Genomic DNA, 20,649 nt, shown 5'->3' with positions numbered 1-20,649 from the left:
CCCGGCCATGAAGCTTCCCCTAGCCCTGCCACGCCGCGCCCCCGGCTTCCATGAGACCGCGCTGTTCCGCCCGCGCTCCGTGGTGCTGCTGGCCGATCCCGCCCTGCCGGAATCGGCGGTGCTGGCGCGCAACCTGGCCGCGGGCGGCTTCCGGGGCGGGCTGTTCGTCATCGGCATGGCCGCGCCCGGCCTGGTCGAGGCGGCCGACATCGCCGCCCTGCCCGAGGCGCCGGACCTCGCCGTGCTCTGCCTGGCGCCGCCGGAGCAGGAGGCGGCGATGACCGCGCTGGCGGCGCGCGGCTGCTTCGCCGCCATCCTGCCGGTGGCCGCCACCGACCTCGCCGGAATGTGCGAGCGCACCGGCATCCGGGCGCTGGGGGCGCACAGCTTCGGCCTCTGCCTGCCGGCGCTCGGGCTGAATGCCAGCCTGTCGCATCTGACGCCCAGGCCCGGGCGGCTGGCGCTGCTCTGCCAGTCCGGCGCCATGGCGCGCGCCATCATCGACTGGGCGGCCGGGGAGGAGCTGGGCTTCAGCCATATCGTCGGCATCGGCACCAATCACGGCCTCGGCTTCGCCTTGTCGCTGGACTGGCTGGCGCGCGATCCGGCGGCGGGGGCCGTGCTGCTGGACCTGCGGCGCATCAAGAACCGGCGCATGTTCATCTCCGCCGCCCGCGCCACGGCGCGCACCCGCCCCGTGGTGGCGCTGCGCCCGGGGGGGCGACAGATCGACGCCTCCGGCATCGCCGATGCGGTGATGGAGGCCGCGCTGCGCCGCGCCGGCGTGCTGCGGGTCAACGGGCTCGAGGATCTGCTGGCGGCGGCCGAGACGCTGGCGCGGCTGCGCCCGGCCTCGCGTGCCGGCAGCGACGCGCTGGCCGGCGACCGCGTCGCCATCGTCGCCAATGGCCAGGGCCCGGCGCTGCTGGCGGTGGATGCGGTGCTGCAGGGCGGGGCGCGGCTGGCGCAATGGGATGGCGCGGCGGCGGAGACGCTGCGCCTGGCCCTGCCGCCCTCGCCGGGCCAGGGGCCGGAGGGCCCGGCCAATCCGCTGCTGCTGCCGCCCGAGCAGGGCCACCGCCTGGCCGAGGCCGCCAGCCTGCTGGCCGCCCTGCCGCAGGTGGATTCGGTGGTGGCGCTGCATGCGCCGACCGCCGGCAGCGATGGCGCCGTCGCCGCCACCGCCCTGGCCGCCGCGGCCAAGGCGACGCGCGGCGCGCCGCTGCTGCTGGGCTGGCTCGGCCGCGCCGACGCCCCGGCGCGGCGCGAGCTGGCGGCCGCCGGCCTTGCGGTGTTCGCCACGCCCGAGGCCGCGGTGCGCGGCGCGCTGCATCTGGCGATGGACCGCCGCAACCGCGCCGCCGCCGCCGAGCTGCCGCCGCGCGAGGTGCTGGCGCTGGCCCCCGACCGCGCCCGGGTGCGCAGCCTGATCGACGCCATGCGCGCGGAGGGCCGCACCGGCTTCACCGAGGCCGAGGCGCTGGAGGTGCTGGAGGCCTATGGCCAGCGTGTGATCCCCGGCCATGCGGTGGCCGATGCGGATGGCGCCATCGCCGCCGCCATGCGGCTCGGCTTCCCGGTGGTGCTGAAGATCCTGAGCCCGGACCTGCCGCGCAAGACCGAGGTGGGCGGGGTGGCGCTGGGGCTGAAGGATGTCGCCTCGCTGCGCATGGCGGCGCAGGCGATGCTGGCCCAGGTGCGGAAGCTGCGGCCGGAGGCGCGCATCATGGGCTTCCTGGTGCAGCGCCAGGCCAGCGCCGGGGCGCTGCGCAGCCATGAGCTGCGGCTGCGCCTGGGCACCGACCCGATGTTCGGCCCCTGGATCGGCTATGGCCGTGGCGGCACCGCCTCGGATTTCGAGCCGGATGTCGCCTTCGACCTGCCGCCGCTGAACCGCACCCTGGCCTTCGCCATGTTGCGCCGCACCCGCAGCATCCGGCTGCTGGAGGGCTTCCGCGACCACGCGCCGGTCGACCTCACCCTGGTCGCCGATTCCCTGGTGCGGCTGTCGCAGATCGCCGTCGACTTCCCCGAGATCGAGGGGCTGATCATCAACCCGCTGCTGGCCGATGAGCGGGGTGTGGTGGCGCTCGACGCCTCGGGCGGGCTGCGGCCGCCGGGAACAGCCTCGCCGCTGGCCATCCCGCCCTATCCGGCGGAGCTGGCGCAGCCCTGGCAGGCGCGGGACGGGCGGCGCCTGGTGGTGCGGCCGATCCGCCCCGAGGATGCCGCCGCCCATGCCGAGGCCTTCCGCCAGCTGGCGCCGGAGGATGTGCGCTGGCGCTTCTTCAGCCAGCTGAAGGAGCTGCCGCCGGCGCAGATCGCCCGCATGACGCAGATCGACTACGACCGCGAGATGGCCTTCGTCGCGGTGGAGGAGCCGGCGGAGGGGCCGCCGCGCACCGTCGGCGTCGCCCGGCTGATCCGCGAGCCCGGCGGCGCCCAGGGCGAGTTCGCCGTGGTGACGCTGCCCGGCTGGAAGGGCCAGGGGCTGGCGCGCCACCTGATGCAGCGCCTGTTCGACTGGGGCCGCGCCCAGGGGCTGGAGCGGGTGGTGGGCCAGGTGCTGGCCGACAACCAGCCGATGCTGGGCTTCGTCCGCGCCCTCGGCTTCCGGCTTAGCCGCTCCACCGAGGATGACGACATCATGGAGGCGCGGCTGGATCTCTAGCCCGCCGGCGGCGCAGCCGGCGCCGGATCAGAAGCAGCAGCCCGATCCAGAGCAGCAGCAGGGCAAGGCCCGACAGGATGGCCAGCAGCGGGCTGGCCATCGGCCCGGGCCGCTCAGCGCGGCCCGACCTCGCGGATCAGGTCGCGCACCCGGGCGGCGGCGGCGGCGCCCTTCAGCGCCTGGCGCCAGGCGGCCTCGGCCACGCGCTGATGCACCGTCACCGCCTCATCCGCCGCGGTGATGGTGCCGACGCCGATGGCGGGGCTGGCGGTCAGGTCCGGGGCGAAGGGGGAGGTGCAGACATGCGCCCGCTCGCGTCCGCGCAGCACCAGGAAATTGCCCGCCGTCTCGCCGGCCAGCAGGCCGAGCTGCAGCCCGATCGGCACGCTTTCCATCAGCCCGGCGATGCTCTCCGCCTCGGCCCGCGCGGCCAGGCGGGAGCGGGTGCGGGTGCGCTCGGACAGCGCCAGGCCGGGGGCGACGCCATCCATCAGGAAGCGGCGCAGAGCCGCTTCCGACAGCATGGCGATGATGGTGGCGCGCCGCGCCTGGTGCAGCTTCTTGCGCGCGGTCAGCAGGCCCATCGCCTGGTCGGCCGCGGCGCGCGCCGCGATGCGCTCCGGCGCCGCGTCGGCGGCCTCGGCCCAGGCTTCGGCGAGCGCGCCATCGAAGGCCTCGGTGGTGGTCTGGTAGCAGACCGCGCCGCCCACCTGCAGGATCTGGTCCGACTGCTCCTCGACCTGGCGCAGCCGCTCCTGGAAGGCGATGGGGCGGGAGAAATACTCGACGCCGATGCCCAGCAGCGAGAGGGGAGAGATCTTCAGCAGCTCGGCCAGCCGGCGGATGGTGTCGAGCTTGATCACCTCGCCCTTCTCGTACCGGTACAGCGCCGCGCGCGACACGCCGAGCCGGGCCGCGATCTCTTCGGCGCGCAGCCCGGATTCGAGACGGTAGGCCCGCAGCTGCTGGCCGATATCGGCGAAACGCATGATACCTCTTGGCGATCGCGACCGGATGGGGCAGCGCCGCGCGACAATGTCTCGCGCGGCGTGGCTGGTTCTCAAAATGCGATCACTGCGCCGCAATAGCAATCGGGAATCGGTCGCAGCCGCGGCAAAGCCGCACTCCGCCGCAAAGCCGCTCGGGCGCGGGCGCGGCCCGGCGGGGCCAGGCCCGCGCGCCGCCTCAGCCGGCCACCTTGTGCGCCGCCAGCAGTTCCAGCGCCTGGACCAGGCCGGAATGGTCCAGCCCGCCGCCGCCATTGGCGACCACCGCGGAGAAGAGCTGCTGCGTCGAGGCGGTGTTGGGCAGCGCGACGCCCAGCTCCTTGGCCGATTGCAGCGCCAGGTTCAGGTCCTTCTGGTGCAGCACGATGCGGAAGCCGGGGTCGAAGGTCCGCTTGATCATCCGCTCGCCATGCAGCTCGAGGATGCGCGAGGTGGCGAGCCCGCCCATCAGCGCCTGCCGCACCTTGGCCGGGTCGGCGCCGGCCTTGGAGGCGAAGACCAGCGCCTCGCCCACCGCCTCGATGGTCAGCGCGACGACGATCTGGTTGGCGACCTTGCAGGTCTGGCCGGCGCCATTCTCCTCGCCCACCAGGGTGATGTTCTTGCCCATCGCCTGGAACAGCGGCAGGGCGCGGTCGAACTCGGCCTGCGGGCCGCCCACCATGATGGTCAGCGAGGCGTTCTTCGCGCCGACCTCGCCGCCGGAGACCGGCGCGTCGAGATAGGCGCCGCCCCGCGCGCGGATGCGTTCGGCAAAATCCTTGGTGGCGGTCGGGCTGATCGAGCTCATGTCGATCACCAGCGTGCCGGGCTTCAGCCCCTCGGCCACGCCCTTCGCGCCGAACAGCACCGCCTCGACATCCGGCGTGTCGGGCAGCATCAGGATCACCACCTCGGCCGCGCCGGCGACCGCGGCGGCATCCGGCAGCACGCTGGCGGCCTCGCGCAGCTCGGGGGTCACGCTGGCACGCTCGGGGATGAACAGTTCATGCCCGGCCTGCTTCAGGTGCAGCGCCATCGGCCGGCCCATGATGCCAAGCCCGATGAATCCGATCTTCATTGGCGGGTTCCTTCCTGTGTCGTGTCGGTGCGCGGCTCAGCCCGCGCGGGAGGGGGCGGCGCGATAGGGGGCGAACCAGCCGAGCCCGGCCAGGGTCTCGCCCTGGGGGCGGTATTCGCAGCCGATCCAGCCGCGGAAGCCGAGCGCGTCGATGCGCCGGAACACGTAATCCCAGGCCACCTCGCCGGTGCCGGGCTCGTTGCGGCCGGGGACGTCGGCCACCTGCATATGGGCGATGACCGGCAGGTGCTTCTCGACCCGCTTGACCAAGTCGCCCTCGCTCACCTGGCAGTGGTAGAGGTCGAATTGCAGGCCGAGCCGCTCCGGCCCGATGGCGTCGATGATGGCGGCGGCCTGGTCCAGGCTCTTCAGGAACAGGCCGGGGATGTCGCGCTGGTTGATCGGCTCGATCACCGGCTTCACCCCGGCCTTGGCGCATTCCTCCGCCGCCCAGTCCAGATTGGCGCCATAGGTCGCGGTCAGCGTGTCATGCGCCACACCCTGCGGCGCGATGCCGGGCATCACATGCAGCCGCGGGCAGGACAGGGCGGTGGCGTAGTCCAGCGCGCGGCGGATGCTGTCGCGGAATTCCTGGCGCCGTCCGGGCAGGGCGGCGGTGCCGCGCTCGCCATTGGCCCAGTCGCCGGGGGGCGCGTTGAACAGCACCTGCTGCAGCCCGTGATCGGCCAGCCGCGCGGCGATCTCGCTGGCGGGGAAGTCATAGGGGAAGAGGAACTCCACCGCCTCGAAGCCCGCCGCGCGGGCCGCGGCAAAGCGGTCCAGGAAGGGCAGCTCCTGGAACATCATCGACAGATTCGCGGCGAAGCGCGGCATGCTCTTCCTCCTGGATCGGCCCTCTGCGGGGCTGGCCGGGCTGGCCCGGCGGCGCGCCCGGCACGCTAGAGGGCTGAGCGGGAAGCGCAAGGGGTTGTCAGACAAGTGCGGCCGGCCCGGCCCGCGCCGGGCAAGCCCGCGTGACAGGGCGGGGGCGGCGCTGGCGGAAGCGCGGGCGCTCGGGCAATGTCACGCCATGCAATCCTCTTCCTCCCCCGAGCGGGGGCTGCAGCCGGCGCGGCTGCTCGGGCTGGCGGCGCTGGCGGCGCTGCTGATCGGCTGCTTCCTGGTGCTGCGCCCCTTCCTCTCGGCGCTGCTCTGGGCGGCCATCCTGGCCTTCTGCACCTGGCCCGCCTACCGCACGCTGCGCGACCGGCTGCGGCTGTCGCCCGGCCTGGCGGCGCTGGTGATGGTGACGCTGGAGATGCTGCTGGTCGGGCTGCCTCTGCTCTTCGCGACGCCGATCCGCGCCGAGGATGTCGAGGGGCTGCGCAACAGCGTCGAGACCCTGGTGGCCTCCGGCCTGCCCGGGCTCAGCGACTGGCTGGGGCGCATCCCCTGGGTGGGCGAATTCCTGCGCGAGCGCTGGGACGCGCTGCAGCTCGACTTCACGCCGCTGGCCGACATGCTGCGCCCCTATGCCGGGGCGATCGCGCAGCAGGCGCTGGGCGTGCTGCTGGCGGTGCTGTCGGGGCTGGCCGAGCTGATCCTGGCGATCCTGCTCTCCTTCTTCTTCTACCGCGACGGGCCGCGCATGGCGGCGGGGCTGGAAGGGCTGGTGGTGCGCATCGCCGGCTCCCAGGCGCGGCGGCTGGTGCAGCTGACCGCCAATGTCACCACCGGCGTGGTCTATGGCCTGCTCGGCACGGCGGTGGCGCAGGGGCTGATGACCGGCTTCGGGCTGTGGATCTCCGGCGTGCCGCAGCCGGCGCTGCTGGCGGTCATCGCCGGCATCATCTCGGTGCTGCCGGTGGGGGCGCCGCTGGTCTGGCTGCCTGCCGCGCTGTGGCTGTTCAGCCAGGGCTCCACCGGCTGGGGGCTGTTCCTGCTGGTCTATGGCGCCGGCGGCATCAGCAGCGTGGACAATGTGATCCGCCCCTGGCTGATCAGCCGCGGCGCCGATCTGCCGCTGCTGCTGACCATCCTCGGCGCGCTGGGCGGGGTGTTCGCCTTCGGCTTCCTCGGTCTGTTCCTGGGGCCGGTGCTGCTGGCGGTGGGCTTCACCCTGCTGCGCGACTGGGCCGAGGAAGAGCCCTCGACCCTGCGCTGACCCAGGGGCATCCGGAAATGGCAAAGGCGGGGGAGGTCGCTCCCCCGCCTTTCCTGTTTTGCGCGTTTCAGCGCCCGACTGCGTAGCCCTGCATGCCGCGCGGATTGGCACCCGCGAAGATCTGCCCATCCGGCTCCTGCCGCACGGCGGAGAGGCGGCCCTCCGACCAGTCGCCGCCCATCTCCGCCTGGTGGCCGCGCGCCTGCAGCGCCGCCAGCACCTCGGGCGCGAAGCGGCCCTCCAGCACCACCTTGCCCGGGCGCGCCACGCGCGGCCAGAAGGAGGAGGGCCAGTGCTCGGTGTGGAAGGAGGGCGCGTCGATCGCCTGCTGGATGTTCAGCCCATGGTCCAGCATGCGCGCCAGCATGATGGGCTGCCACTGGTCCTGCTGCTCGCCACCCGGGGTGCCGAAGGCCATCCAGGGCTTGCCGTCGCGCAGCGCCATGCCGGGGGAGAGGGTGGTGCGCGGCCGCTTGCCGGGCTTCAGCCCGTTCGGCAGGCTCTCATCCAGCCAGAACATCTGGCCGCGCGTGCCCAGGCAGAAGCCCAGTTCCGGAATGGCCGGCGAGGATTGCAGCCAGCCGCCCGAGGGTGTGGCCGAGACCATGTTGCCCCAGCGGTCGATGACATCGACATGGCAGGTGTCGGCGCCGGAGACGCCGAGGCGGGAGACGGTGGGCTCGCCCGCGCCGGCCGCGGCGCCCAGCATCGCCACGCGGGATTCCGCCGCATGGTCGACCCAGCCGGCATGGCCGGGGATGCTGCCCGGGCGCAGCGCCAGCGAGGCCCGATCGCCGATCAGCTTGCGGCGCTCCGCGTTGTAGGCCTCGGAGAGCAGAATCTGCATCGGCACGTCGGTGAAGTCGGGATCGCCATAGAAGGCCTCCCGGTCGGCGAAGGCGAGCTTCATCGCCTCCACCACATGGTGCACGAACTCCGCGCCCAGCGTGTCCATGGCGCCGATGTCGAAGCCCGAGAGCAGCGCGAAGGTCTGCAGCATGGCGGGGCCCTGGCTCCAGGGGCCGCATTTCAGCAGGGTGGTGCCGCGATACTCATAGGCCAGCGGTGCCTCCACGGGCGCGCGCCAGCGGGCCATGTCGTCGCCGGTCAGCACGCCGCGGTGGCGGCGGCCGGAGGCATCCAGCGCCTCGGTGCCGCGGCAGAAGCGGTCGATCGCCTCGGCCACGAAGCCTTCATACCAGGCGCGGCGGGCGGCATCGATCTGCGCCACGCGGTCCCCGCCGGCCGCCTCGGCCTCCCGCACCACGCGGGCATAGGTGGCGGCCAGCGTCGGGTTGGCCCAGAGCTTCCCCGCACGCGGCCCGCCATCGCGCAGCCAGAGCGCGGCGGAAGTCTTCCATTCCTGCTCGAAGAGCGGGCGCACGCTCTCCACCGTGGCCGCGATGCGCGGCACGTAGTGGATGCCGCGCTCGGCATAGCCGATGGCGAATTCCAGCACCTCGCCCAGCTTCCAGCTGCCCCAGTCGCGCAGCATGGTGGCCCAGGCGTCGAAGGCGCCGGGCACCATGGCGGGCAGCAATCCGGTGCCGGGGATCAGGTCGAGGCCCAGCCCGTTCTTCACATGATCGACCGTCAGCCCGGCGGGGGCCGGGCCCTGGCCGCAGATGACATGCTGCGTGCCGGCGCGGGCGTCGTGCACGATGATCGGGCAGTCGCCGAGCGGGCCGTTCAGATGCGGCTCGGCCACCTGCAGGGTGAAGCCGGCGGCGGCGGCGGCGTCGAAGGCATTGCCGCCGCGCTCCAGCACCGCCATCGCCACCTGGCTGGCGATCCAATGGGTGCTGCCGACGGCGCCGAAGGTGGCGGCGATCTCCGGGCGGGTTGTGAACATTGCATGGCTCCTGGACGCGGCGGCTTGTCGGCTGGTCTCTGCGCGCCGAAAAGGCGATGGTCAACCGCAAGCGGAGAACCTGGCATGGCGGGCAGGCTGGTGACGGTGGTGGGCGCCTCGGGCGCGGGCAAGGACACGCTGCTGGGCGCCGCGCGCGAGGCGCTGGCCGGCGATGCGCGCTTCCTCTTCGCCCAGCGCGTCATCACCCGCCCGGCCGAGACCAACCCGCATCCGGGGATCGAGCAGCATATCCCGATGAGCGAGGCGGCCTTCGCCGAAGCCCGCGAGTCGGGTGCCTTCGCCCTGCACTGGCCGGCGCATGGGCTGCATTACGGCATTCCGCGCAGCATCGAGGCGGAGCTGGATGCCGGGCGCATCGTCGTCGCCAACCTCTCCCGCGCCGTGCTGGCGGAGGCGGCGCGGCGCTACAATCTCCGCGTGCTGCTGGTGACGGCGCCGCGCGAGGTGCTGGCGGCCCGGCTGGCGGCGCGCGGGCGGGAGAGCATGGCCGAGATCGCGCTGCGCCTCAGCCGCGAGGCGCCGTTGCCGGAAGGGCTGGATGTGGTGGAGGTGGCGAACGACACCACGCCGGAGGAGGGCGCGCAGCGGCTGCTGGCGGCGCTGAAGGAAGCTTAAGATCTTCTTTTTCTGACGAAAAAGAAGCAAAAAGACTTTCTGTCAGTCTGGCGTCCCGCCTCAGGCCATCAGCGGGACGCCAGCTGACAAAAGTTTTTTGGTTCTTTTTTTCTAAAAAAGAACGTCTTCCTTTTTAACCTAAAAGCCGCAGCCGCTCCGCCACCAGGAACGGCGCCCCCGGCCCCGCCTGGGTGAACAGGCACAGCTCGCGCACCGCGCGCGGCACGCCGGCGATCCCGGCCAGCGCCGCCTCCGCCGCCGGCCGCACCACCGCCATCTCCTCCGCCGAGAGGCGGCGCGACAGGGTCAGGTGGAAGCGCCAGGCCTCGAAGACATGCGGGTAGCCCCATTCGGCCAGATAGGCGCGCTCGCGCTCCGCCAGGCGCTCAGGGCGGCGGCGGGCGATCTCGGCCTCGGTCGGCGGGGCGCGGTGGGCGTCCAGGCTGCGCACGCAGTCATCGGCGAAGGCGTGCAGGGCCGGGCAGGGCTCGGCCTCGCGCAGCGCCAGGAAGCCGTCCAGATCGGCGACCCGCAGCGGCGGCAGGGCGAAGGGCCGGGTGCGCGCCGCAAGGGCGGCGGCGGCGGCGCGCGCCTCGGCATAGGAGGTGGCGAGGCGGAAGGGGGGCTTCAGCGTGGCGTGGAAGCCGTAACTGCGCGCATCGGCGGTGATCTCGGCGATGTCCACCCCCCGCAGCGGCGCCTGGGGCAGGGTGGCGCCGGTCTCGGCGTCCCGCCCCAGCCAGGCGGAGGCCGCCCGGTGCAGCGGGTCCGAGACCTCCGGCGCCCAGTACAGGGCGAGGCGGGCGCTCACGCCACGCGCTCGCCGGCGCGCCAGACGGCGCGGACGACCGGGATGCTGCCCAGGCTGCGGATGCGCACCAGATCGCCGCGCAGCCCGGGGGCGATGCGGCCACGATCGGCCATGCCCAGCATGTCGGCGGGTGCGGCGGTGATGGTGGCGACGGCCTCCGGGATGGAGAGCCCGTTCTCGTCGATGCTGCGCCACACCGCCTCGATCATGGCGGGCGGCACGTAGTCGCTGGCGAAGACATCGACCAAGCCTTCCCGCACCAGATCGGCCGCCGCGACATTGCCCGAGTGGCTGCCGCCGCGGACGATGTTGGGCGCGCCGGCGATGATCCGCATGCCATGCCGCCGCGCCGCCTGGGCCGCCATCATGGAGACCGGGAATTCCGAGATCAGCACGCCATCGGCGGCGTTCTCGGCGATCTCCGCCTCGTCCCAGTCGTCATGGCTGGCCAGCGCGATGCCGCGGCCGCCGAACAGGTCCAGCAGCCGGCGCCGCTGCGGGGCGCGCAGCCTGTCGCGCTGCTCGGTCAGCTCCTGGATGCGGCGGTCGACCTCCCTCCACCGCCTTGCCGCCGCGCATGCGCATCTGCCGGTAGCGCTCGATATCGGCGTATTGCCCGCCGCCCGGGGTGTGGTCCATCAGGCTGACCATGCGCACCGCCGGGTGGTGCGCCACCGGCTCCAGCAGCGGCAGCATGTCCTCGGCCGGCAGCTCGCAGCGCAGATGCAGGTAGTGCTCGCTCTTCAGCAGCCCGGTCGGCACCAGCGCGTCGAGATCCTCGACCCCGTCCAGGAAGGTCTGGTTGCGCTCGGCATCGAAGCCGAGATCGCCGAGGCAGAGCGCGTCCAGCACGGTGGTGACACCGGCCGCCGCCGTCTGCGCGTCATGCGAGATGAAGGCGGAACGCGAGGGCCAGCGCGCCTGGGCGCGCGGCTGCACCTGGCGTTCCAGATTGTCGGTATGGACGTCGATGACGCCGGGGATCAGGTAGTCGCCCTCCAGGTCGATGGCGCCGGGGGCGTGGCTGAGGCCGGGCTGGATCTCGGCGATGCGGCCCTCCCGCAGCAGCAGCGTGCCGGGCTCCACGCGATCGGGCAGCACCAGCTGGGCATTGGTCAGGATGGTCTCGGCGGTCATGCGGCGTCCTGGATGGGCAGTACTTCGAAGAGACGGTCGGCGACGCGGTCGCGCACCTCCACATCGTGGAAGATGCCGATGATCGCGGCGCCGGCCTGCTTGGCCTCGGCGATGAGCCCGATCACCACCTCGCGGTTGGCGGCGTCGAGGCTGGCGGTGGGCTCATCGAGCAGGAGGACAGGGTAGAACGGGGCGAAGCCGCGCGCGAGGTTGACCCGCTGCTGCTCGCCGCCGGAGAAGGTGGCGGGCGGCAGGCCATGCAGCCGCTCCGGCAGGTTCAGCCGCAGCAGCAGGGCGCGGGCCCGGTCGCGCGCCTCGGCCTGCGGCACGCCGCGGGTGACCAGCGGCTCGGCCACGATGTCGAGGCAGGGCACGCGCGGGATGACCCGCAGGAATTGCGAGACATAGCCCAGGCTGTCGCGCCTTATGGCGCGGACCTGCCTGGCATCGGCGGTGGTGAGGTCCACGGCCTCCCCGCCATGGCGCAGCATGACGCGGCCGGAACCAGCGCCGTAATTGCCGTAGAGGCAGCGCATCAGGGTGGACTTGCCGGCGCCCGAGGGGCCGGAGAGCGCCACGCATTCCCCCGGCTGCACGGTGAGGTCGACATGGCGCAGCACCGGGATGCGGGTGCCGCCCTGCAGATGCAGGGTGAAGTCCTTGCCGAGGTCTTCGGTCCAGAGAAGGGGGGTCATGCGGCCAGCACCGAGGCGACGAGGAGTTGCGTATAGGGGTGCTGCGGGTCGTCCAGCACCCGGTCGGTCAGCCCGTGCTCGACCACCTTTCCGTGGCGCATCACCAGGATGCGGTGGGCCAGCAGCCGGGCGGCGGCGATGTCATGGGTGACCAGCAGCACGGCGATGCCGAGATCGGCCACCAGGGCGCGGATCAGATCCAGCAGCCGCGCCTGCACCGAGACGTCGAGCCCGCCGGTCGGCTCGTCCATGAAGACCAGGCGCGGGCGGGTGACCAAGGTGCGGGCGATCTGCAGCCGCTGCTGCATGCCGCCCGAGAAGGTGCGCGGCAAATGGTCGATGCGGCCCGGGTCGATCTCCACCCGCCGCAGCCATTCGGTCGCCTCGTCGCGGATATTGCCATAATGGCGGGCGCCGATGGCCATCAGCCGCTCGCCGACATTGCCGCCGGCGGAGACGCCCATGCGCAAGCCGTCGCGGGCATGCTGGTGGACAAAGCCCCAATCGGTGCGCATCAGCCGGCGCAGGGCGGCCTCGCCCATCTCATGCACCGAATGGGCGGTGCCATCGGGGGCGGTGTAGGCGACGCGCCCGGCATCGGGGCGCATCTGGCCCGACAGCACCCGCAGCAGGGTCGATTTGCCGGAGCCCGATTCGCCCACGATGGCGACGACCTCGCCCGGATGGATGTCGATCGCCACATCATCCAGCGCGCGCACGGCGCCGAAGGCGAGGCGGAGGCCCGATGCCTCGAGCAGCGGCGCGCTCATGCCACTTCCTCCGTGGCCTGGGCATCCGCCGGCGCGGCCGCCTGACGCTCCTCGCAATAATCGGTGTCGGAGCAGACGAACATGCGGCCACCCTGGTCGTCGGTCACCACCTCGTCGAGATAGGAGGTGGCGGAGCCGCAAAGCGCGCAGCAGGCATCGGCGCGGTGCGGGCGGAAGGGATGGTCCTCGAAATCCAGGCTGCGCACCGCGGTGTAGGGCGGCACGGCGTAGATCTTCTTCTCGCGCCCGGCGCCGAAGAGCTGCAGGGCCGCCATGCGGTGCATCTTCGGATTGTCGAAGGCCGGGATCGGGGAGGGCGACATCAGGTAGCGCTCCTCCACCATCACCGGATAGCTGTAGGCGGTGGCGACATGGCCGTGCCGGGCGATGCTCTCATACAGGCTGACATGCATCAGCCCGTAATCGGCCAGGGCATGCATGCGCTTCGTCTCGGCCAGGCGCGGCTCCAGCCGGAACAGCGGCTCGGGCATCGGCACCTGGTAGACCAGGATCTGCCGCTCGGTGAGCGTGTGCTCCGGGATGCGGTGGCGGGTCTGGATGATGCTCGCCTCCGCCGTGCGGGTGGTGGTCGGCACCCCCGCCACGCGCTGGAAGAAGCGGCGGATGGAGACGGCGTTGGTGGTGTCGTCCGCCCCCTGATCGATCACCTTCAGCACGTCGCGCGGGCCGAGCAGCGCGGCGGTCACCTGGATGCCGCCCGTGCCCCAGCCATAGGGCAGCGGCATCTCGCGCGCGCCGAAGGGCACCTGGTGGCCGGGGATGGCCACCGCCTTCAGCAGGGTGCGGCGGATCATCCGCTTCGTGTTCTCGTCCAGATAGGCGAAATTGTAGCCGGGATCGTGGCTCATTCGGCCAGCTCCTGCTCGGCCGCGCGCGCCTCGTCAGCGGCGGCGGCATGGGCGGCGGCGGTGGCGCGCATGCGGCGCACCACTTCCAGCTCGCTCTGGAAATCGACGTAGTGCGGCAGCTTCAGATGCTCGACGAAGCCGGTCGCCTCGACATTGTCGGAATGCATCAGGACGAATTCCTCATCCTGCGCGGGGGCGACGCGGTCCTCGCCCAGCTCGCCCGCCATCAGCGCGCGGTCGACGAGCGCCATGGCCATCGCCTTGCGCTCGCCGCCGCCCAGCACCAGCCCGTAGCCACGGGTGAATTGCGGCGGCTCGGATTTCGAGCCGTGGAACTGGTTCACCATCTGGCATTCGGTGACCAGGATCTCTCCCAGCTCGATCTCGAAGCCGAGCTCGGGGGGCGTGAAGCCCACCGTGACATGGCCCTGGCGGATCTCGCCGACGAAGGGATGGGCGTTGCCATAGCCCCGCTGGGTCGAGTAGCCGAGGCCGAGCAGGAAACCCTCATCACCCCGCGCCAGATTCTGCAGCCGCGCCGGGCGGGCGGCGGGGAAGGAGAGCGGCTGGCGCGTCAGGTCGGCCGGCTCCTCGCCCGCATCGGCGTCGCGCGCCATCAGCCCTTCGCGGGCCAGCAGCTCGGTCACGCGCGGGGCGGGCTCCTGCGGCTCGGCCGCCTGGGGGGCGGGGGGCACGGCCCCGCCCTCCGCGGCGAGGGCGAAATCCAGCAGGCGATGGGTGTAGTCATAGGTCGGCCCCAGCACCTGCCCGCCGGGTAAATCCTTGTAGGTGGCCGAGACGCGGCGGCGGATGCGCATCGCCCCCGTGTCCAGCGGCGCCGCATGGCCGAAGCGCGGCAGGGTGGTCCGGTAGGCGCGCAACAGAAAAGCAGCCTCGATCAGATCGCCCTGGGCCTGCTTGATGGCCAGCGCGGCGAGGCCCCGGTCATGGCAGGCGCCCTCGGCCATCACGCGGTCGACGGCCAGGCCCAGCTGCTGCTCGATCTGCGCCACCTCGAGCTCCGCCAGCGTGGCGTCACCCCGGCGCGCCTCGGCCAGCCAGGCATGGGCGTTGGCGATCGCGGCCTCGCCCCCTTTGACGGCGACATAGGCCATGGCTCAGCCCTCCGTGACGCGTGTGGTGCGGGGCAGGGCGGCGAGCCGCGTGCCGGCGCAGAGGATCAGGTCGATGCCGCGCGGAAACAGCGGCCGCAGTTTTTCCCGGGCCGCCCAGAAGCCGGGCGGCAGGCCATCGACCCGCAGCGCATGCTTGTGTTCGATGCCGGGGCCAGTGAGAGTCAGCCCCGGCGCCTGCTCCAGCGCCACCACCTGCAGGATGAGCGTGGCGCTGGCCTGCGGCTCCTCATCGCTGCCGAGGGCCAGGCCATCGAGGGAAGGCGGCGCCCCGGTGGCGAGCAGGAAGGCGGCCTGCGCCGGCGCCGCGACCAGCGGGCAGCCGGCATGGAAGCGCAGCCATTCGGCGGCGGCCTCGCCGGCATCCTGCCAGATGGGCGTCTCGGCATCGGCCAGCGTCAGCAGCACGGCGGCGGTGGCGGGGGCGAGGGGGGCGGGCGGCGTGAGGCCGGCGCCCGCCTGCTGCACCAGGCCGGGGCGGCTCATCGCCTCCAGCACGGCGCGGAAGCAGGACTGCGCGTCCAGCACGGGGTCGGTGAAGCCGGGCTGCATCATCGCATCGTCGCCATGGTGAAGAATTGCACGCGGGTGGCGGCCGCCTTGCGGGCGGCGGCGGCGCGGGCCTCGGCCTCCGCCGCCGCCAGGGGCTCGATCACCTCCGCCAGCAGGGCCGGGCGGCGGGCCGTATCCTGCAAGGCGGCGTCGAGCAGCGCGGCCAGCTCGGCCTGCTGCGAATCGCGCCCGGCGACATAGGCATGGCCGATGGTGCCGTCGCCCAGGCTGACGGCGCAGCGCGTCACCGTCATCTCGGAGAGGTTGAAGGGCGCCCCGTCGCCGCCGGCGCGGCCGCGCAGCATGACCAGGCCCGTCTCCGGGCCGCGCAGGCGGGTATGGGCGGGAAGCGGTGGGGCATCGGCCAGATGGGCATCCAGCCGGGCGCGGATCGCCGCGGCGCTGGCGCGGGCGAGGATGCCCATCCAGCGGCGGCGTTCTTCGTGCGGGTGATCGGACACGGCAGCCTTCGGCGTTGTTGAGACGTCTAGACAACTAGATATCCGTCAGGCTAGCGTCAACGCGAAATTGCCATGGACCCTGGAGAGCGGGTTTGAAGTTTCCATGACGCTGCCGCCCCGAACCGACCTGAACTCCGCCGCGCTGGCGCGGGGTGAGGGTGTCTCGCTCTGGCGCCAGATCGCCCAGGCGCTGGAACAGGCCATCGCCCGGGGCGAGCACCCGCCGGGCAGCCGGCTGCCCACCGAATCGGCGCTCTCCGCCCAGCACGGGGTGAACCGGCACACGGTGCGCCGCGCGCTCGAATCCCTGGCGCTGCGCGGGCTGATCCGCATCGAGCAGGGGCGCGGCTCCTTCGTCACCGAGGATGTGGTGGACTACCCGCTCGGGCCCCGCACCCGCTTCTCCGAGGTGATCCGGGCGCAGAACCGCGAGCCGGAGGGGCGCATCCTCTCGGTGCGGCAGATCCCGGCCGAGCCGGCGGTGGCCGAGGCGCTGCGGCTGCGCCCCGGCCGCCCGGTGCTGGCGGTGGAGCGCCTGGGCCTCGCCGATGGCAGGCCGGTGGTGGCCGGGCTGCACCATTTCGTGCTGCCGCGCTTCGCCGCGCTGGAGCAGGCGGTGCGCGACACCGCCTCGATCACCGCGGCGCTGGCCGCCTGCGGCGTGCCGGATTACCGGCGCGTCTGGACCCGGCTGACCGCCGACATGCCGAGCGCCGAGCTGGCCGATCTGCTGCAGCAGGCGCGCACCCGCCCGGTGATGCTGGCCGAGGCGCTGAACGCCGACCCTGAGGGCCGGCCCATCGACTACACCCTGTCGCGCTACGCCGCCGGGCGCGTGCAGATCGTCATCGAGGACGCGGCACAGGAGAGAGGCGCGTGACGGGCTGGATCATTGAAGGCGGCGAGGTGCTGCGCGGCGGCCGGATGGTGCCGGGCGCCCTGGCGCTCGCCGGGGGCTGCGTGGCGGAGACGCCGGAGGCGGGCGCGCGGCGCCTCGACGCGACGGGGCTGCTGGTGCTGCCGGGCATCATCGACATCCATGGCGATGCGCATGAGCGGCAATTCCAGCCGCGCCCCGGCATCGACATCCCGGCCGCCCAGGCGCTGCGCGATTCCGCCGCGCAGATCCTGGCCGCCGGCATCACCACCGCCTTCCTGGGCGTGACGCTCTCCTGGGAGCCGGGGCTGCGCTCCATCGAGGCCTGGCGGCGGCTGCGCGCGGCGCTGGCGGCGGCGCGGCCGCAGCTCGGCGCCGATCTGCGGCTGCATCTGCGCTTCGAGGTGGACAATTTCGCCGCGCTCGAGGAGGCGCGGGCGGCGATCGCGGCCGGCGAGGTCGACCTGCTGGCCTTCAACGACCACACCCCCGGCATCGCCCGCAAGCTGCAGGGCGAGGCGCAGGCCGCCAAATATGCCGAGCGCGCCGGCGTGCCGGCCGAGCGGCTGCGCGAACTGGCCGCCGCCGCTATGGCGCGCCGCGCCGAAATGCCGGCGGCGCGCGAGCGCCTGGCCGAGGCCGCCCGCGCCGCCGGCATCGCCATCGCCAGCCATGATGATGCGACCATCGAGGAGCGGGCGCTGTTCCGCGCCCTCGGCGCCGCCATCTGCGAATTCCCGATGGCCGAGGACGTCGCGCTGGCCGCCCGTGCGGCGGGGGAGGATGTGGTGATGGGCGCGCCGAATGTGGTGCGGGGCGGCAGCCATCTCGGCTGGGCCAGCGCCGCGCCGCTGGCCGAGCGCGGCGTGGTGACCATCCTGGCCTCCGACTATGTCTGGCCCTGCCTGCTGGAGGCCGCCTTCGTGCTGGCGCGGCGGGGTGTGCTGGACCTGCCGGCGGCCTGGGCGCTGATCAGCGCCAACCCCGCCCGCGCCACGGGGCTCACCGATCGCGGCGCGCTGGAGACGGGGCTGCGCGGCGATGTGGTGCTGGTCGATCCGGCGCGGCCGGCGCCGCTGGCGGTGTTTGCCGGGGGGCAGCTGGCCTGGATCGCCCCGGGGGCGGCGGCGCGGATCGGCTGAGGGCAGGGGCGTCGCCCCGGCGGCGCCCTTTTTCGCCAAGCGCCGACAACGAAAAAGGGCGCCGTTTCCGGCGCCCTTTCCGATTGGCTCCCCGAGTTGGACTCGAACCAACGACCTAGCGATTAACAGTCGCGTGCTCTACCAGCTGAGCTATCGGGGATCAGCGTGTGGCCGGGCTAATAGCCGGGCGGGCGGGGGGCTGCAAGAGGGCTTCGTCATCATTCCGCCATCGCGTGCTTTTTTCTGGAAAAGCCGCGCTCGCTGCGACGCGGGCAACAAAAAAGCCGCCCTGTCGGGGCGGCTTCGCTGCGCTCGGCTGCTGTGGCAGCCTCAGGAATTGTGCCGGGGAAATCTGGAGGTCGGTGCCGGAATCGAACCGGCGTGGCAGGATTTGCAGTCCTGAGCCTAACCACTCGGCCAACCGACCATGGAGGGGCGCTTTAGCCGAGCGACAGGATGGTGTCCAGAGCGCCGGCGCGCCCCGGCATGGCGAAAGCGCAATGCGGGGTGCCTCGCGCTTGGCCGCGACGGAGGCGGCGCCTATAACCGCCGCCACGGCATGGACCCCCGCTCCATGCCCCGGCAGTCGAGGACAGCAGGCGATGGATTACGCGGCCGCGCGCAAATGGATGGTGGACGGGCAGCTGCGCCCGAACAAGGTCACCGATTCCCGCATCATCAACGCCATGCTGGACCTGCCGCGGCACCTGTTCGTCGGGCCCGGCCAGGCGGCGCGGGCGCATGCGGATGCCGATGTGCCGCTCGGCCGCGACCGGGTGATGCTGCAGCCGATGATGCTGGCCCGCCTGCTGCAGCTGGCGCAGATCCGCTCGGGCGAGGCGGTGCTGCTGCTCGGCGCCGGCAGCGGCTATGGCGCGGCGGTGCTGGCGCGGCTCGGCGCCAAGGTGACGGCGGTGGAGAGCGACGCGCTGCTCGCCGCCCAGGCGCGCCAGGTGCTGGCCGGCCTGTCGCTGGCGCCGGGCAGCGTGCAGCTGGTCGAGGCCTCCGCCGCCGCCGGCCACCCCGCCGGCGCGCCCTATGATGTCATCGTCATCGAGGGGCAGGTGCCCGCCATCCCCGCCGCGCTGACCGAGCAGCTGGCCGAGGGCGGCCGGCTGGTCGCCGTGCGCCAGCCCGAGGGGCGCTCCGGCAGCGCCGTGCTGGGCCGCCGCCTGGGCGGTACGCTCAGCGTCACCGAGGCTTTCGACTGCCGCACCGCGCCGCTGCCGGAATTCCAGAAGCAGCCGGGCTTCGCCCTCTGACGCGGCCGCCGCCCGCGGCCGCGCCGCGGGCGGAGAGGCGTGGCGCCCGTGCCACCCTCGCGCGGCGGCGTGACCGCCGCGATGCAACATGGCTGGCCGTGCCCGGCCGGCTTCGCTAGGGTGCTGGCCGCCGGGGCATGGGCCCGGACTGCCAAGGAGTGTGCCGGTGCCCCGCCTTCCTTCCTCCCTTCGCCTGACGCTGCTGGCGGCGACGATGCTGGCGCCGACGATGCTTGCCCCCGGCCAGGGCCTGGCGCAGACGCTGCAGGAGGCGCTGTCGCAGGCCTATGCCAACAACCCGACGCTGCAGACGGCGCGCGCCCAGCTGCGGGTGGTGGATGAGAATGTGCCGCAGGCGCTGGCCGGCTGGCGGCCGAGCGTGACGGTGGCCGGCAATGCCGGCTATGTGCAGGGCACGACGCGCAATCGCGGCATCTACAGCGATGCCGACCGCGCCACCGCCGGCGCCCAGGCGACGCTGACCCAGCCGATCTACAGCGGCGGCCGCACCGTGGCGGCGACGCAGCGGGCCGAGAACCAGGTGCTGGCGCAGCGCGCCCGGCTGCTGGCGGCGGAGCAGCAGGTGCTCTCCGACACGGTCGCCGCCTATGTCGCGGTGATCCGCGACCAGGAGACGCTGCGGCTGAACGTGAACAATGTGCAGGTGCTGCAGCGCCAGCTGGATGCGACCAATGAGCGCTTCCGGGTGGGCGAGATCACCCGCACCGATGTGGCGCAGGCGGAGAGCCGGCTGGCCGGGGCGCGCGCCTCGCGCGCCAGCGCCGAGGGCAATCTGCAGACCAGCCGCGCCACCTTCCAGCGCGTGGTGGGCCTCGCCCCCGAGCGGCTCTCGGCGCCGCAGCCGCTGAGCGCGGCGGTGGCCAATGGGCGCGAGGCGGCGGAGCTGGCCATCCGCAACAACCCGCAGGTGGTGGCGGCGCTGTTCGACGAGGCGGCGGCGCGCGACGCGGTGGATGTGCAGATGTCGGCGCTGCTGCCGCAGGTGAGTGTGCAGGCGCAGGCCTTCCGCTCCGACAACAGCCAGCAGCCGCATGTCCGCTCGACCGGCGAGCAGATCACCGCGAACCTGTCGGTGCCGATCTACCAGGGCGGGTCGGAGCATGCGGCGGTGCGCCAGGCGCGGCAGGATGCGCAGCGCTACCGGCAGATCGTCGACGACCAGCGGCGGCAATCGATGCAGCAGGCGACCCAGGCCTGGGAGACGCTGCAATCGGCGCGCGCCCAGGTGGAGAGCGTGCGCTCGCAGATCCGCGCCGCCGAGATCGCCCTCGATGGCGTGCAGCGCGAGGCGGTGGTGGGCAGCCGCACCACGCTCGACGTGCTGAATGCCGAGCAGGAGCTGCTGAACGCCCGCGTCAGCCTGGTGCAGGCGCTCTCCAACGTGGTGACCGCCAGCTACAATCTGGCCGGCGCGGTCGGCCGCCTCACCGCGCGCGACCTGGCCCTCCCCGTCGCCCAGTACGACATGGAGGCCTATTACCGCACCGTGCGGAACCGCTGGTTCGGCACCGGGGACCTGTATGACGGTTCCACCTCCACTTCCCCTTCCACGGGCAATGCCGCCCAGAACCCGCGTTGAGACATGGCCC

The 20,649-nt window shown here is 72.9% G+C and carries 20 protein-coding genes and 2 tRNA genes; 7 read left to right on the top strand and 15 right to left on the bottom strand.

What is annotated here, in order from left to right; all coding sequences use genetic code 11:
• Positions 1–7: 7 nt before the first annotated feature.
• Entirely contained in the window at positions 8–2,671 is a 2,664-nt protein-coding gene (locus tag QE401_RS08850; protein WP_307137853.1) for a bifunctional acetate--CoA ligase family protein/GNAT family N-acetyltransferase, read from the top strand.
• Positions 2,672–2,784: 113 nt separating this feature from the next.
• On the opposite strand, the gene QE401_RS08845 is transcribed toward QE401_RS08850, so the two are convergent.
• The 3 genes from QE401_RS08845 to otnI all read right to left on the bottom strand — a co-directional run bounded on the left by QE401_RS08845 (position 2,785) and on the right by otnI (position 5,572).
• Complete coding sequence (locus tag QE401_RS08845; protein WP_307137852.1) at positions 2,785–3,660, bottom strand: helix-turn-helix domain-containing protein; 876 nt, start codon at positions 3,658–3,660, stop codon at positions 2,785–2,787.
• Positions 3,661–3,856: 196 nt separating this feature from the next.
• Complete coding sequence (locus QE401_RS08840) at positions 3,857–4,738, bottom strand: 2-hydroxy-3-oxopropionate reductase (protein ID WP_307137851.1); 882 nt, start codon at positions 4,736–4,738, stop codon at positions 3,857–3,859.
• A gap of 36 nt (positions 4,739–4,774) precedes the next feature.
• Positions 4,775–5,572, bottom strand: coding sequence for a 2-oxo-tetronate isomerase (gene otnI / locus QE401_RS08835; protein WP_307137850.1), 798 nt, complete (start codon positions 5,570–5,572; stop codon positions 4,775–4,777).
• 196 nt (positions 5,573–5,768) lie between these two features.
• On the opposite strand from otnI, the gene QE401_RS08830 reads away from it, so the two are divergent.
• Positions 5,769–6,842 carry an AI-2E family transporter gene (locus tag QE401_RS08830; protein ID WP_307137849.1) on the top strand — a complete coding sequence of 358 codons (1,074 nt, stop codon included), beginning with the start codon at positions 5,769–5,771 and terminating at the stop codon, positions 6,840–6,842.
• Positions 6,843–6,909: 67 nt separating this feature from the next.
• Here QE401_RS08830 and QE401_RS08825 read toward each other — a convergent pair whose 3' ends face one another.
• On the bottom strand, positions 6,910–8,694 hold the full coding sequence (locus QE401_RS08825; protein WP_307137848.1) for a gamma-glutamyltransferase family protein: 1,785 nt from the start codon (positions 8,692–8,694) through the stop codon (positions 6,910–6,912).
• A gap of 84 nt (positions 8,695–8,778) precedes the next feature.
• On the opposite strand from QE401_RS08825, the gene phnN reads away from it, so the two are divergent.
• Positions 8,779–9,330, top strand: a complete 552-nt coding sequence (gene phnN, locus QE401_RS08820; protein ID WP_307137847.1) for a phosphonate metabolism protein/1,5-bisphosphokinase (PRPP-forming) PhnN — start codon at positions 8,779–8,781, stop codon at positions 9,328–9,330.
• A 133-nt stretch (positions 9,331–9,463) separates the two neighbouring features.
• On the opposite strand, the gene QE401_RS08815 is transcribed toward phnN, so the two are convergent.
• Genes QE401_RS08815 through phnG form a run of 9 tightly spaced genes read right to left on the bottom strand, consistent with a single transcriptional unit; the run spans position 9,464 to position 15,758 of the window.
• Entirely contained in the window at positions 9,464–10,141 is a 678-nt protein-coding gene (locus tag QE401_RS08815) for a DUF1045 domain-containing protein (protein WP_307137846.1), read from the bottom strand.
• The gene (locus QE401_RS08810; RefSeq protein ID WP_373461473.1) at positions 10,138–10,560 is read right to left on the bottom strand and encodes an amidohydrolase family protein; all 423 of its coding nucleotides are present in this window, start codon (positions 10,558–10,560) and stop codon (positions 10,138–10,140) included. Before QE401_RS08810 ends, QE401_RS08815 begins: the two co-directional genes overlap by 4 nt.
• 19 nt (positions 10,561–10,579) lie before the next feature.
• Complete coding sequence (locus QE401_RS08805) at positions 10,580–11,278, bottom strand: amidohydrolase family protein (RefSeq protein ID WP_307137844.1); 699 nt, start codon at positions 11,276–11,278, stop codon at positions 10,580–10,582.
• The gene (phnL, locus tag QE401_RS08800; protein WP_307137843.1) at positions 11,275–11,973 is read right to left on the bottom strand and encodes a phosphonate C-P lyase system protein PhnL; all 699 of its coding nucleotides are present in this window, start codon (positions 11,971–11,973) and stop codon (positions 11,275–11,277) included. Before phnL ends, QE401_RS08805 begins: the two co-directional genes overlap by 4 nt.
• Positions 11,970–12,743: a phosphonate C-P lyase system protein PhnK gene (gene phnK / locus QE401_RS08795; RefSeq protein WP_307137842.1), complete on the bottom strand. Its 774-nt coding sequence runs from the start codon at positions 12,741–12,743 to the stop codon at positions 11,970–11,972. Before phnK ends, phnL begins: the two co-directional genes overlap by 4 nt.
• Complete coding sequence (locus tag QE401_RS08790; RefSeq protein ID WP_307137841.1) at positions 12,740–13,612, bottom strand: alpha-D-ribose 1-methylphosphonate 5-phosphate C-P-lyase PhnJ; 873 nt, start codon at positions 13,610–13,612, stop codon at positions 12,740–12,742. Before QE401_RS08790 ends, phnK begins: the two co-directional genes overlap by 4 nt.
• On the bottom strand, positions 13,609–14,727 hold the full coding sequence (locus tag QE401_RS08785) for a carbon-phosphorus lyase complex subunit (RefSeq protein ID WP_307137840.1): 1,119 nt from the start codon (positions 14,725–14,727) through the stop codon (positions 13,609–13,611). The genes QE401_RS08790 and QE401_RS08785 overlap by 4 nt, the downstream gene beginning before the upstream one ends.
• Before the next feature lie 3 nt (positions 14,728–14,730).
• Positions 14,731–15,300, bottom strand: a complete 570-nt coding sequence (gene phnH / locus QE401_RS08780) for a phosphonate C-P lyase system protein PhnH (RefSeq protein WP_307137839.1) — start codon at positions 15,298–15,300, stop codon at positions 14,731–14,733.
• Positions 15,297–15,758 (bottom strand): phosphonate C-P lyase system protein PhnG, encoded by a 462-nt coding sequence (gene phnG, locus QE401_RS08775; RefSeq protein ID WP_307137838.1) that lies wholly within the window; start codon positions 15,756–15,758, stop codon positions 15,297–15,299. The genes phnH and phnG overlap by 4 nt, the downstream gene beginning before the upstream one ends.
• A 103-nt stretch (positions 15,759–15,861) precedes the next feature.
• On the opposite strand from phnG, the gene phnF reads away from it, so the two are divergent.
• A complete protein-coding gene (gene phnF, locus QE401_RS08770; protein WP_307137837.1) occupies positions 15,862–16,638 on the top strand; it encodes a phosphonate metabolism transcriptional regulator PhnF in 777 nt (258 codons plus the stop codon).
• Complete coding sequence (locus QE401_RS08765) at positions 16,635–17,777, top strand: alpha-D-ribose 1-methylphosphonate 5-triphosphate diphosphatase (RefSeq protein WP_307137836.1); 1,143 nt, start codon at positions 16,635–16,637, stop codon at positions 17,775–17,777. Before phnF ends, QE401_RS08765 begins: the two co-directional genes overlap by 4 nt.
• Before the next feature lie 84 nt (positions 17,778–17,861).
• On the opposite strand, the gene QE401_RS08760 is transcribed toward QE401_RS08765, so the two are convergent.
• Together QE401_RS08760 and QE401_RS08755 are read right to left on the bottom strand one after the other, a co-directional pair.
• Positions 17,862–17,937: transfer RNA gene (locus tag QE401_RS08760), tRNA-Asn, on the bottom strand.
• Positions 17,938–18,130: 193 nt separating this feature from the next.
• A tRNA-Cys gene (locus QE401_RS08755) sits at positions 18,131–18,204 on the bottom strand.
• A 175-nt stretch (positions 18,205–18,379) separates the two neighbouring features.
• Between QE401_RS08755 and QE401_RS08750 the strand changes: the two genes are divergently transcribed.
• Both QE401_RS08750 and QE401_RS08745 read left to right on the top strand, forming a co-directional pair.
• A complete protein-coding gene (locus QE401_RS08750; protein WP_307137835.1) occupies positions 18,380–19,039 on the top strand; it encodes a protein-L-isoaspartate O-methyltransferase family protein in 660 nt (219 codons plus the stop codon).
• A gap of 166 nt (positions 19,040–19,205) precedes the next feature.
• Positions 19,206–20,639 carry a TolC family outer membrane protein gene (locus QE401_RS08745; RefSeq protein ID WP_307137834.1) on the top strand — a complete coding sequence of 478 codons (1,434 nt, stop codon included), beginning with the start codon at positions 19,206–19,208 and terminating at the stop codon, positions 20,637–20,639.
• Positions 20,640–20,649 lie beyond the last annotated feature (10 nt).

The sequence above is a fragment of the Pseudoroseomonas cervicalis genome (assembly GCF_030818485.1).
GTDB lineage: Bacteria > Pseudomonadota > Alphaproteobacteria > Acetobacterales > Acetobacteraceae > Pseudoroseomonas > Pseudoroseomonas cervicalis_A.
This window is presented reverse-complemented; position numbering and strand designations above follow the sequence as displayed.